13 protein-coding genes are annotated in these 12147 nt (G+C 52.9%); 1 reads left to right on the forward strand and 12 read right to left on the reverse strand.

From position 1 onward, the window contains the following. Positions 1-10: 10 nt before the first annotated feature. The 3 genes from BUB06_RS03830 to BUB06_RS03840 all read right to left on the reverse strand — a co-directional run bounded on the left by BUB06_RS03830 (position 11) and on the right by BUB06_RS03840 (position 2524). A complete protein-coding gene (locus BUB06_RS03830; protein WP_039471554.1) occupies positions 11-391 on the reverse strand; it encodes a YcfL family putative periplasmic lipoprotein in 381 nt (126 codons plus the stop codon). A 99-nt stretch (positions 392-490) separates the two neighbouring features. After that, the gene (gene hinT / locus BUB06_RS03835) at positions 491-841 is read right to left on the reverse strand and encodes a purine nucleoside phosphoramidase (RefSeq protein WP_010276226.1); all 351 of its coding nucleotides are present in this window, start codon (positions 839-841) and stop codon (positions 491-493) included. A 228-nt stretch (positions 842-1069) separates the two neighbouring features. Continuing rightward, entirely contained in the window at positions 1070-2524 is a 1455-nt protein-coding gene (locus BUB06_RS03840) for an MFS transporter (RefSeq protein WP_039471552.1), read from the reverse strand. Between the two features lie 124 nt (positions 2525-2648). On the opposite strand from BUB06_RS03840, the gene BUB06_RS03845 reads away from it, so the two are divergent. Next, positions 2649-3446: a helix-turn-helix transcriptional regulator gene (locus BUB06_RS03845; RefSeq protein ID WP_039471550.1), complete on the forward strand. Its 798-nt coding sequence runs from the start codon at positions 2649-2651 to the stop codon at positions 3444-3446. A gap of 60 nt (positions 3447-3506) precedes the next feature. Here the strand turns inward: BUB06_RS03845 and ptsG are convergent, their stop codons facing one another. From ptsG to fabG, 9 genes are all read right to left on the reverse strand, one after another. Then, on the reverse strand, positions 3507-4940 hold the full coding sequence (gene ptsG / locus BUB06_RS03850) for a PTS glucose transporter subunit IIBC (protein ID WP_010297248.1): 1434 nt from the start codon (positions 4938-4940) through the stop codon (positions 3507-3509). A gap of 313 nt (positions 4941-5253) precedes the next feature. Next, the gene (locus BUB06_RS03855; RefSeq protein ID WP_010297243.1) at positions 5254-6051 is read right to left on the reverse strand and encodes a metal-dependent hydrolase; all 798 of its coding nucleotides are present in this window, start codon (positions 6049-6051) and stop codon (positions 5254-5256) included. 19 nt (positions 6052-6070) lie between these two features. Further along, positions 6071-7081, reverse strand: a complete 1011-nt coding sequence (gene holB, locus BUB06_RS03860) for a DNA polymerase III subunit delta' (RefSeq protein WP_010297240.1) — start codon at positions 7079-7081, stop codon at positions 6071-6073. Then, the gene (gene tmk / locus BUB06_RS03865; protein WP_039471548.1) at positions 7081-7740 is read right to left on the reverse strand and encodes a dTMP kinase; all 660 of its coding nucleotides are present in this window, start codon (positions 7738-7740) and stop codon (positions 7081-7083) included. The genes holB and tmk overlap by 1 nt, the downstream gene beginning before the upstream one ends. Beyond that, positions 7730-8749, reverse strand: a complete 1020-nt coding sequence (gene mltG / locus BUB06_RS03870) for an endolytic transglycosylase MltG (protein WP_039471546.1) — start codon at positions 8747-8749, stop codon at positions 7730-7732. The genes tmk and mltG overlap by 11 nt, the downstream gene beginning before the upstream one ends. A gap of 14 nt (positions 8750-8763) precedes the next feature. Then, entirely contained in the window at positions 8764-9561 is a 798-nt protein-coding gene (gene pabC, locus BUB06_RS03875) for an aminodeoxychorismate lyase (protein WP_039471954.1), read from the reverse strand. A gap of 128 nt (positions 9562-9689) precedes the next feature. Further along, positions 9690-10931: a beta-ketoacyl-ACP synthase II gene (gene fabF, locus BUB06_RS03880; RefSeq protein WP_010297227.1), complete on the reverse strand. Its 1242-nt coding sequence runs from the start codon at positions 10929-10931 to the stop codon at positions 9690-9692. An 81-nt stretch (positions 10932-11012) separates the two neighbouring features. Continuing rightward, a complete protein-coding gene (acpP, locus tag BUB06_RS03885) occupies positions 11013-11249 on the reverse strand; it encodes an acyl carrier protein (RefSeq protein WP_005970506.1) in 237 nt (78 codons plus the stop codon). Between the two features lie 154 nt (positions 11250-11403). After that, positions 11404-12138, reverse strand: coding sequence for a 3-oxoacyl-ACP reductase FabG (fabG, locus tag BUB06_RS03890; RefSeq protein WP_010297224.1), 735 nt, complete (start codon positions 12136-12138; stop codon positions 11404-11406). Positions 12139-12147 lie beyond the last annotated feature (9 nt).

Below are 12147 nucleotides of genomic sequence, written 5' to 3' on the forward strand. Positions count from 1 at the left end.
CTGCACAGCATTACAAAAACAGATGAAGACGGACCTGACGCGCATTAGGACTGCTGCGCGTTGAAAAAACCGTCATTTCCGTCTGTGGCGGGATTTCAATGGACTGCACCTCTTCAAAAGGCAGCACATCCAGCCCGTTTTCGTCATACCAATAGAAACGGTAATGCACGGTCACCGCCTGTGAGGCGTCGTTGCTGACGACGGAAGACGCACGCAGTCGGCCATTTTCTGAACCCAGCGACGGATTCTCCGCGGTAATCCCGGCCGATAACACAGGTGCATCCAATACCAGCGTTTGCCGCTCATTGATGGTCAGCACTTTTGGCGCACTACAACCCGCCAGCAGCCCAGCCATCAAACACGCGGACAGAAAAAGCATCGGGTTACGCATGATGTTCTCGCATAATGATTTTCTCGCACGACAGTCTACCCATGACTATCGAACTTAGTTCTATAAGATCTAGTTCTGTAAGATCTAGTTCTATAGGATCTAGTTCGCCAGCAAAGGCCCTAATGCGCGGCCACCCAGCAGATGCATGTGGATGTGATAAACCTCCTGCCCGCCGTGTCGGTTGCAGTTAATGATCAGGCGATAGCCATCTTCTGCAATCCCTTCCTGCTGCGCAATTTTACCCGCGACCGTCACCATACGCCCCAGCGCTGCTTCATGCTCGGGGGCCGTGTCGTTAACAGTAGGGATCAGTACGTTCGGGATAATCAGGATATGGGTTGGTGTGCGAGGCGCGATGTCACGAAAGGCGGTGACCAGTTCATCCTGATACACGATATCGGCAGGAATTTCCCGGCGGATAATTTTACTAAAGATGGTTTCTTCAGCCATGATTGATTTCCTTGTTAAAGCTGGCGTTGAACGACGTCATGTAGGCAGTATGAGTGACATATTCCATTTCTTTCAACCTTCTTCGTCTATTTCTGGTGCGGGTGGTCAAAATACGACTCCCAGTAAAAACCAGAAATACGCCTGCCTTCTCCCGAAAACAGTGACGCTATCACTGCTGTAGTAAGGATTTTGCACCGTCCATCGAAAATTTGTGCACGCGCCGTCCTATCAACGGAATGACCGCTGCGTTCTTACCAGCATCAGCAATAGGATGCAGACCAGCAGAGCCGCGATCAGGTTGTAGAGCATTCCTGCCACAAAGGCCGCAACATATTGGCCCGCTTGTGCCACCGCACCATCACCTGTAGCCAGCGCAGCACCAAACAGGATACCCACCACGGCCACACCCAGCGCCGCCCCAACCTGCTGAACCGTCGAGATCACGCCCGATGCCATACCAGCCTGAACCTCATCGACAAAGCCCAGCACCAGATTCAACAGTGGCGTCATGATGAAGCCTTGACCTGCCCCGACCACCACCAACACAGGGATCAGCCGAACGGCCACCAGATCCGACCCTGCTATCTGTACCTGCATAATCAACAGGCCGATCGAGACAGCGTAAACCAACGCCCCCGCGACGATGGCAGGCGTTCCCCAACGGGCAACCAGACGTGGTGCAGCCAGCGATGCCAGAACGAAGCCCACGCTGCACGGCGCGAAAATACTGCCCGCGAGGAAAGGATCAAGCCCCAGCCCTGTTTGCACCAGTAGAGCAAAACACAGGAAAAATGAGCTGGATGTAGAATACACCAACAACACCAGCAACACGCCCAGTAGGAAGCGGCGCTGTGCAAGCAGGCGCATATCCACCAGCGGAAGATACCCCGCCAGCTGTCGACGTTCCTGCTGGCGATGAAAAACCGTCAACAAGAGAGCGGCTGTGGCCAACATCCACAGGCTCCATGCTGGCCAGCCTTGCCCTGGGCCTTCGATCAGCGGCACCAATAGCAGCGTCAGCCCAATGCTGACCAACGCCACACCCGCCCAGTCCAGTGAAGGGCGCTGCGGTGTGCGGGACTCAGGAATAAATCGTGCAGATGCGATAGCCAGCAGGCCAATGGGTACATTGATAAGAAAGATACTGCGCCAGCCCAGCCCAAACAGATTGGCATGCACCAGCCATCCCCCCAGTACCTGACCCGCGATGGCGGCTAACCCCAGCGTCATGCCCAGCAAACCGAAGGCACGGCGGCTATCGTCCCCGTCGAAATTGACGCGGATAGAAGCATAAACCTGTGGAAACAGTAAAGCGGCCGCAAGTCCCTGCAAGATACGTGCACCAATCAGAAACCCCGCGCTGGGTGCTAAGCCACACAGCGCAGAGGCGAACGTAAATCCAGCCATACCCATCACAAACAGGCGACGTCGGCCAAATACATCCCCCAGTCGACCGCCCGTAATCAGCAATACGCCGAAGGCCAGTTCGTAACCCGCCACGATAAAGCCGATCTGTGCGAAGCTAGCGCCCAGATCGGCCTGCATGCTGGGAATAGCGACATTGACCACGAACAGATCGAAGATCGTGACAAAACCGGCCATCAACAGCACAGACAGACCGAGCCACGGCGGACTATTGACAGCCGGCGTAGGCAGTGCCGACGCGCGATAATTTGAGTTCATCTTATGTATCCTTGCATATCGAGAAGTTGCGTATCGAAAGTGATGACGCCGCCATTCTCAAATCCTTTTTAAACAATTACAATTTAACCACTTATGCTATTACTAAAAGCAATGTGGTAAAACGATGCGAACATTGGAAAGAACTCGCCACGATCTGGCCGCCTTTTTGCGCGCGCGGCGTGAACGGGTGTCCCCCGCCGACGTGGGCTTGCCCAGCGGAGGAAGACGGCGCACGCCGGGATTGCGACGTGAGGAAGTGGCTGCGTTGGCTGGCGTGGGTTTGACGTGGTACACCTGGCTCGAACAGGGACGTGATATCGGTGTATCGGCCGCATTTCTGGACAGTCTGGCACGGGTGCTCAAACTCGATGCCGCTGAACGTCGCCACCTGTTCCTGCTGGCGCATGAGCGACCACCTGCCGAACCGGGTAAGACGTGGTGCGTGGTGCCGCCGCTGGTAAGGCGTCTGATGCACGATCTGGCTCCGCATCCTGCCTATATACTCAACCTGCGCTGGGACGTGCTGGCCTTCAATGAACCAGCAAACCAGCTTTTCGGCTTTGACGCGCATCCTCCAGAAAGACGTAATCTGCTCTGGTTGCTGTTCACCGATCCGTTGCTGCATGAGCGATTCATCGGCTGGAAGCAACAGGCTCCACAGATGCTATCGAGCTTTCGCCGCGATTTCGCACGCGCAACGCAGGAGGCTGATATTCATGAACTGGTGGACGAATTGGAACAGGTATCGCCAGACTTCAAAACGTGGTGGCGACAGCATGAGGTACACGCCCCGTGCAGCGGCGTGCGGCAACTGATGATCGACGGCAAGGCTGAAGCCTTCGAGCATACGTCGCTGATCATCGATGAAGATCGCCATCTGCGTCTGGTGGTTTACGCCCGGCAATCTCAGGGAAAGGAATGAGGTCGCGCTGACCATAAAAAAAGGGGCTTTCGCCCCTTTTTACCACTCCCCAACAACACATCAGTGGTTACGGATGTAGTCGTCCATATCGGTTTTCAGGTTGTCGGATTTTGTACCGAAAATGGCCTGAACACCGGAACCTGCCACAACCACACCAGCTGCGCCCAGTTTTTTCAGGCCAGCCTGATCAACTTTAGCCACATCACCTACGCTAACGCGCAGACGGGTGATGCACGCATCCAGGTTAGTGATGTTTTCTTTACCACCAAACGCGCTAACCAGAGCGGCAGCCATTTCTGTGCTGTCCTGTGAGGTTTGCTCAGATGCGCTATCTTCACGGCCTGGTGTTTTCAGGTTCAGTTTGGCAATCAGAACGCGGAAGATGGTGTAGTAAATCAGCGCATAGCACAGACCTACAATCGGGAACAGCCACAGGTTGCTACCGTTGCCGCTCAGTACCACGAAGTCGATCAGACCGTGGGAGAAGCTTGTACCATCACGCATGCCCAACAGGATACAGATTGGGAACGCCAGACCCGCCAGAATCGCATGGATCACATACAGGATCGGCGCAACAAACATGAAGGAGAACTCAATTGGCTCAGTGATCCCCGTCAGGAACGAGGTCAGTGCCGCAGAGATCATGATGCCGCCCACTTTTGCGCGGTTTTCTGGCTTAGCTGAATGCCAGATAGCAATAGCCGCAGCTGGCAAGCCGTACATTTTAAACAGGAAACCACCGGACAGTTTGCCTGCAGTCGGATCACCTGCAATGTAACGAGGGATATCACCGTGGAAAACCTGACCCGCCGCATTGGTGAACTCACCAACCTGCATTTGGAAAGGTACGTTCCAGATATGGTGCAGACCAAACGGTACCAGAGAACGTTCAACGACCCCATAGATACCGAATGCCAGCATCGGGTTCTCATTCGCTGCCCAGTGAGAGAATACCTGGATCGCGCTACCAACTGGTGGCCAGATGAAGGACAACAGCGTACCGACAATGATTGCCGTCAGGCCGGAAATAATCGGCACAAAACGTTTACCAGCAAAGAAGCCCAGATACTCAGGCAGCTGAATGCGGTAGAAGCGGTTAAACATATACGCGGCAATCGCACCGGCAATGATCCCGCCCAGAACACCCGTATCCGCCAGGTGCTTCGCCGTGATCTCGGCAGCCGGTAGATTAAGAACCAGCGGCGCAATCGCAGCCATGGTCTTAACCATGATGCCATAAGCCACCACCGCCGCCAGTGCGGAAACACCGTCGTTATTAGTGAAGCCCAGGGCAACACCAATAGCAAAAATCAACGGCATGTTGGCAAACACCGAGTCACCGGCCTGTGCCATGACGCTGGAGACAATTTCAGGCAACCAGCTAAAATTGGCCGAACCGACACCCAGCAGGATACCTGCGATAGGGAGTACGGATACGGGCAGCATTAGCGACTTACCTACTTTTTGCAGGTTTGCGAATGCATTCTTGAACATAATTGAGTGTGCTCCTGAGTAATAGTGCTTTTACTTCTGATACTTCATATAAGCAAAGGCGGGGAGGATGGCCTTTGCGAGTTGGGGTGTCTTAGCCCCCTTTAATTTTTACGCAGAGTAAAATAAATAGCGTCCACAATGTTTGATTGCTATCACGTTTCCACAAGCCAACAGGCTGAGATCGAACAGATATTGCACTTTTCTGTGATATATCGCTAAAAAACACGTCCCCCTGAAGAGGAAAAACCTAATCAAGGGGATTATGAAGCGCTATTAATTACACGGATAAAAAAAACTCGGCTATTTTCAGCCACTATTGCGCGGCGGTCAACCGAGCTGGATCGATGTGAAACAGGCGGGAGAAGTTTTCTGTCGTGGCGGCAGCGAGGGTTTCCAGCGATGTGCCTTTCAGTACAGCGAGATATTCTGCGACATCGCGTACATACGCAGGCTGGTTTTCCTGACCCCGGAACGGAACCGGCGCGAGCCAAGGGGAATCCGTCTCAATCAGCATCCGATCCAGTGGCACGTAGCGCGCGACGTCACGCAACTCTTCTGCATTACGGAACGTCACGATCCCAGAAAACGAGATATAGAACCCCATGTCCAGCAGCGCTTTTGCCGTGATCAAATCTTCCGTAAAGCAGTGCAGAACACCGCTACATTTCTCTGCCTGCTCGTCACGCAGAATTGCCAACGTATCTTCACGGGCAGCACGCGTATGCACGATGACCGGCTTGTTCAGGTCATTGCCAATACGAATGTGTTCGCGAAACGATTCTTGCTGCTGGGCTTTCGTCTCCTGCTGATAGAAATAGTCCAGACCCGTCTCCCCCATCGCCACCACACGGCTGGCGCTGGCTAGCTCACGCAGCTCGGCATAATCATAAGGGGCTTCCTGATTAAGCGGATGAACGCCGCAGGAAAAGGCCACGTTATCGCGCTCACCGATTAACTCCACCATGGCACGATAGCCGGGCAGCGTTGTCGCCACCGCCAGAAGGAAGCCGACATCGCGACGTTTCGCTTTCTCCAGCACGTCGGAGACATCTTTATGCAATGACTCATAATCCAAACCGTCAAGATGACAGTGGGAATCCACTAACAACATGATATTTACTCGATAGTAATTAAACAGAAAAAGGATGGCTGTCGCGCTTAACCGATGAAGCAAGCGTGCGCTCCCCATCAAGCAGACGTTCCGTCAGCAGCAGTTCACGGTTCACACCCGTGACGGTCAGCAATTTTTGCCGACAAGCCAACCACTGTTGTAGCTCATACTGCAAATGTGCGGAAGGTTCGCGCGCCAGACGCTCAACCAGTTCGATCTGATCCTGATTCACCCAATGCTCGCTTGCTCCCTGCTGCCATTTCATGGCATCCAGCAGTAGCGTGGCCAACCAGTGAATACGAACATCCACATCGTCATGATTTAGCTGTGGTATCAACGAGAGCTGATCTCGCGAAGTCAGCGCGGCAGAAAACGCCTGACACAGCGCGCTACGCTGTTTCCACCGCTCTGGCTGCAATAACGCCTCGGCAGCTAGCGGCGCACCCGATTGCAATCTCAATGCCGTGCGCAATGCCTTGCTGTCATGGCGATGGCGAGCATTCAGCCACAGCACGCTCTGCGTCTCGCCAGGGACATCCAGATAGTGATACAGGCAACGGCTGCGTAACGTTGCCAAGAGCCGAGCGGGTTCACGGCAGCCAAATAAAAAGAAGGTATTCTGCGGCGGTTCTTCCAGCGTTTTCAGCAGTGCGTTTGCAGCGGCTTCAGTCAGTTGCTCAGCAGAAGCCAGCCAAATCACTTTTGCTCCGCCCTGCCGGGAGTGTTGGTACACTTTTTCCACGACGTCACGCACGGGATCGACACCCAGGCTTTGCTTACCTTTCTCCGGGCTTAGCACATGCCAATCTGGGTGCGTTCCTGCGGTCATCAGGTTACAAGAGTGACACTGGCCGCAGCTTTTCATCCCATCAGGCCGCTGGCAGATCAGCCAGCGGCTCAGCGCATAAATCAGCGACTCATCGCCCATGCCCGGCAGCGCATGTAACAACACCGCATGGTGCCCCCTGCCCGCTTGGTATTGGCCGATAAGCTGCCGATAAGATGCATTCAGCCACGGATACCACTCCATCAGCCCTGCCCCTCTGCAACAGGCTGCAACCCTTGTTGCTGCAACCACTGCTGTAACGCCGCCTGAATATTCGCACTGACGGCATCAATAGACTGTGAGGCATCGATCGTCAGGATACTGTCATCCTCCGCCGCCAGTTCCTGATAGCGGGAGCGAGTGCGGTCAAAGAAAGCCAGCGACTCCTGCTCGATTCTATCCAGTTCGCCGCGCTGACGCGCGCGCTGCAAGCCAATGGCTGGTGGCAAATCAAGATAAAGCGTTAGGTCGGGACGAAAATCACCGAGCACAGTATCGCGCAGTGAGCGCAGCAGTTGCTGGTCGATCCCGCGTCCACCGCCCTGATAAGCCTGTGAAGAAAGATCGTGCCGATCGCCAATGACCCAGTTTCCATTCGCCAGCGCCGGTTTGATGACGTTATCCACCAGTTGAACCCTGGCCGCGTATAACATCAGCACTTCCGCTTTGTCCGTGACCTTCTCATCGGCTATACCCTGCTTGATAAGCTCACGCAGCTTCTCCGCCAACGGCGTACCACCGGGCTCCCGTGTGAACACCACATCTTTCACACCATGTGAGCGCAGCGTTTCCACGACGATATTGCGCGCGGTGGTCTTCCCCGCGCCTTCCAATCCTTCAATGACGATAAATTTACTGTTCATCCCGTTCCTTTAACGCTGAGCGGTATACCCTCACAGCACGATTATGGTCTGCAAGGTTAGTGGTAAAACTGTGTCCGCCTTTTCCATCCGCCACAAAATACAGGTACGACGTTTTGGCTGGATGCGCAGCCGCATCCAATGAAGCTTTCCCCGGCATCGCAATTGGCGTAGGCGGTAAGCCGGAGATGACATAAGTATTGTAAGGCGTCGGCGTATCTAATGCTTTACGGGTTATCACGCCTTTATAGTCCTCCCCCATGCCATAAATCACTGTGGGGTCAGTCTGCAAGCGCATGCCCAGACGTAAGCGATTGACAAAAACGGAAGCGACCTGCGTGCGCTCTTCATTGATCGCCGTTTCTTTTTCAATGATTGACGCCATCGTCAGTAATTCGTCCGGTGTCTTATACGGTAATCCTTCTTCGCGCCCTTTCCATACCTCATCCACCGTTTTTTTCATGCGTTGATGCGCACGCTGCAACAGGGCGATATCGCTCGTACCTGCCGTGTATGAATAGGTATCAGGATAAAACCAGCCTTCCGGGTTCGTCTTATCTTTGATTTCCAACTGGGTGGCAACGTCCTGTTCAGTTTTATCGGCCAGTGAGTGCTTGATATAAGGCGCTTGTTGCAGCGTGACCAACCACTCTTTCAAACGTGAGCCTTCGACAAAACGGATGGAGAATTGCGCTTCTTTTCCGCTGGACAGGAGCGCCAGCATCTCGCGCACGGTCATTCCCGCCGTAAAGCGATACGTACCCGCCTTGAATTTCGCCAATTCAGGCTCGATACGCAGTAACCACGGAAAAAACGCGCCATCAGTAATAATTTTCTGATCGAGGAGTAGCGTTTCCAGCCCTTCCCTTCCCGTACCGGCAGGAAGTGTGAAAATAGTTTCTTTTTCGATAGCCAATGGAGAACCAGCAAAACGCTGCATTTTCTGCCACGCAACCAGCAACATGAGTACAACAGCAGCGATAATCAGCAAACCAACTTTCTTTTTCTTCATAAATCAACCATCTACTAGCAGTCAGAACTCAGGAATTGATAAAGATCTCGGGAGTGGTAACGCCAGACATGTGCCTGATTCACGGGAACTATCGGCATTAATGCGTTACAAATCAGCACTTCATCCGCATCAGCCAGTGTGGCCACGGGTTCGCTAACAATCTGTAGATCGAAGTCAGAACCAGCCAGCAAGGCGATGATATGCTGCCGGGCAACACCATCCACGCCTGACTCGGATAAATCCGGCGTATAGACCCGGTGCCCTTTACGCCAGAATAAATTCGCGGCACAGCATTCCACTAGCGCACCAGAGGTGTCAAGCACGAGGGTCTCATCGGCTGAGGTCTGGTCAAGATGCGCACGAATCAACACCTGTTCGAGCCGATTCAGATGTTTTATTCCCGCCAACAGCGGATTTTTAGCTAGCGCCACAGGGCTGAGATTCAGGCTAATACCCTGCTCACGCCAGCTGGCATAGTGCGCAGGATAGCTTACCTGCATGACGACGCGGGTTGGCTGCACACAGCCTTGGGCACTGTAGCCACGCCCACCGACACCCCGCGTGAGCATCACTTTCACTACGCCGTCCACTCGCCCCAGTGCTGCCTGTTTCATTTCAGCGATCAGGCTTTCCCAATCAAGCGTCGGAAACAATAAGCGCGTAGCAGCCTGTTGCAGACGCACGACGTGTCGATCAAGCCAGACAATATCGCCATCGCATACTCTGGCTGTCGTAAAACAGCCGTCGCCATACTGTGTACCCCGATCGAGTACCGAGAGCTGTTCCTGTAACTGACCATTAATCCACAGCATAATAAGCTCCGCATCATTCATCATCGTCAGCTTGCCAGCAAAGCGGCGTTGCAGACAAGCAGGCGTGTCTGATTTTATGCAGGCAAAAAAAAACCCGGAAACCGGGTTTTTTTAAGACGCAATCGCAATCAAACTTTACGGAAGATCAGAGAACCGTTGGTTCCACCGAAACCGAAAGAGTTGCAGAGTACGTATTCCAGATTGCTGACCTGACGCGCCTCATGCGGCACGAAGTCCAGATCGCAGCCTTCATCTGGATTGTCCAGATTAAGCGTTGGCGGAACAGACTGATCGCGTAGAGCAAGAATACTGAAAATTGACTCTACCGCGCCTGCCGCACCGAGCAAGTGACCCGTCATGGATTTTGTCGAACTCACCAGCACACTGCTGGCGTCCGCACCAAATACGGATTTCACTGCCTGCGTTTCGGCTTTATCACCCGCTGGCGTAGAGGTGCCATGCGCGTTGATATAGCCAATCTGACTCGTTGACACACCAGCATCACGCAGGGCGTTTTCCATCGCCAGCGCAGCACCAGAGCCGTTCTCCGGCGGAGATGTCATATGATACGCATCGCTGCTCATGCCAAATCCAACAATTTCTGCATAGATTTTCGCACCGCGCTTTTTCGCGTGTTCATACTCTTCCAGCACCATGAGGCCAGCACCGTCACCCAGTACAAAGCCATCACGGTCTTTATCCCACGGACGGCTTGCTGCCTGAGGATCGTCATTGCGCGTAGACAACGCACGAGCGGCACCGAATCCACCGACACCCAATGGCGTACTGGCTTTTTCTGCACCACCGGCCAGCATCACATCCGCATCGTTGTAAGCAATGATGCGAGCTGCCTGACCAATATTGTGCACACCAGACGTACAGGCCGTAGCGATAGAGATGCTCGGGCCACGCAGTCCGTACATAATAGTAAGATGCCCAGCCACCATATTGACGATGGTTGACGGCACGAAGAACGGACTGATTTTACGCGGGCCGCCGTTCACCAGCGCAGTGTGGTTCTCTTCAATAAGACCCAGACCGCCGATGCCGGAACCAATCGCCGCACCGATACGCGGGGCGTTCTCTTCCGTTACTTCCAAACCGGAATCCTGCATGGCCTGAACGCCAGCAGCAACACCGTATTGAATAAAGGCATCCATTTTGCGAGCTTCTTTACGCGAAATGAATTCCTCAGAATTAAAATCCTTTACTAAGCCAGCAAAACGCGTTGCGTAGGCACTAGTATCGAAATGGTCGATCAGGCTGATACCACTCTGACCGGCAAGAAGAGCACTCCAGGTAGACTCAACTGTATTGCCGACAGGAGATAACATGCCCAGTCCGGTCACAACTACTCGACGCTTAGACACGCTTATCCTCCAGGGAGGGAAAAAAAGACACTGCGGGACAAAAAAACTTAGGCGGTCGAATGACCGCCTAGATATGTTCGCTTACTGCTGGTTAGCCTGAATGAAATCAATGGCTGCTTGAACAGTCGTGATTTTTTCAGCTTCTTCGTCTGGAATCTCAGTATCAAATTCTTCTTCCAGAGCCATTACCAGCTCAACAGTGTCAAGAGAATCAGCGCCGAGGTCGTCAACGAAAGAAGCATTGTTTACGACTTCTTCCTGCTTAACACCAAGCTGTTCAACGATGATTTTCTTAACGCGTTCTTCGATAGTGCTCATACTCTTAAATTTCCTATCAAAACTCGCTTTCGCGATGGTTTTCGTAGTGTATAAAATGTTTGAAAAGATGCAACAAAATCTCGGCTGGTCGAACCACGATTTTGTGCTATTTTGCGGTTATCACCGCAAATAATGCAAATAGTTTTCGAGCTTTTTAGATCATATACATGCCGCCATTGACATGCAATGTTTCGCCAGTAATGTAAGCAGCTTCATCAGAGGCTAAAAATACAACAGCACTGGCGATTTCTTTAGCATCACCGAGTCGGTTAGCTGGAACCGACGTCAAAATGCCTGCTCGCTGTTCTTCTGTCAATGCCTGAGTCATATCTGTTTCGATAAAACCAGGCGCGACAACGTTGACCGTAATACCACGAGAAGCCACTTCACGCGCGAGGGATTTACTGAATCCAATCAGTCCCGCCTTCGCTGCCGCGTAGTTAGCTTGTCCTGCATTGCCCATCGTTCCCACAACGGAACCGATGGTAATGATCCGGCCAAAACGTTTCTTCATCATGGCACGCATCACTGCTTTAGACATGCGGAATACCGACGTTAAATTGGTATCCAGGATATCGTGCCATTCATCATCTTTCATACGCATCAGCAGGTTATCACGGGTGATACCCGCATTATTGATAAGAATATCAACTTCCCCAAATTCTGCGCGAATTTCTGCTAATACGCTTTCTACTGATGCTGCATCGGCAACATTCAGCATATAACCTTTACCGTTCTCACCCAGCCAGCCGCTAATTGCTTCAGCACCTTTTTCGCTGGTTGCGGTACCAATGACTTTTGCCCCGCGGGCAACCAATGTCTCGGCGATGGCACGCCCAATACCACGGCTTGCACCAGTAACCAGTGCAATTTTCCCCTCAAAACTCATTGTATTCTC

Source organism: Pectobacterium carotovorum (assembly GCF_900129615.1).
In the GTDB taxonomy this organism is placed as follows: Bacteria; Pseudomonadota; Gammaproteobacteria; order Enterobacterales; family Enterobacteriaceae; genus Pectobacterium; species Pectobacterium carotovorum.

Bases quoted from the DNA above. Each gene is read 5' to 3' on its own strand.
- BUB06_RS03830 (WP_039471554.1), bottom strand. From the start codon at position 391: ATGCGTAACCCGATGCTTTTTCTGTCCGCGTGTTTGATGGCTGGGCTG.
- hinT (WP_010276226.1), bottom strand. From the start codon at position 841: ATGGCTGAAGAAACCATCTTTAGTAAAATTATCCGCCGGGAAATTCCT.
- BUB06_RS03840 (WP_039471552.1), bottom strand. From the start codon at position 2,524: ATGAACTCAAATTATCGCGCGTCGGCACTGCCTACGCCGGCTGTCAAT.
- BUB06_RS03845 (WP_039471550.1), top strand. From the start codon at position 2,649: ATGCGAACATTGGAAAGAACTCGCCACGATCTGGCCGCCTTTTTGCGC.
- ptsG (WP_010297248.1), bottom strand. From the start codon at position 4,940: ATGTTCAAGAATGCATTCGCAAACCTGCAAAAAGTAGGTAAGTCGCTA.
- BUB06_RS03855 (WP_010297243.1), bottom strand. From the start codon at position 6,051: ATGTTGTTAGTGGATTCCCACTGTCATCTTGACGGTTTGGATTATGAG.
- holB (WP_010297240.1), bottom strand. From the start codon at position 7,081: ATGGAGTGGTATCCGTGGCTGAATGCATCTTATCGGCAGCTTATCGGC.
- tmk (WP_039471548.1), bottom strand. From the start codon at position 7,740: ATGAACAGTAAATTTATCGTCATTGAAGGATTGGAAGGCGCGGGGAAG.
- mltG (WP_039471546.1), bottom strand. From the start codon at position 8,749: ATGAAGAAAAAGAAAGTTGGTTTGCTGATTATCGCTGCTGTTGTACTC.
- pabC (WP_039471954.1), bottom strand. From the start codon at position 9,561: ATGCTGTGGATTAATGGTCAGTTACAGGAACAGCTCTCGGTACTCGAT.
- acpP (WP_005970506.1), bottom strand. From the start codon at position 11,249: ATGAGCACTATCGAAGAACGCGTTAAGAAAATCATCGTTGAACAGCTT.
- fabG (WP_010297224.1), bottom strand. From the start codon at position 12,138: ATGAGTTTTGAGGGGAAAATTGCACTGGTTACTGGTGCAAGCCGTGGT.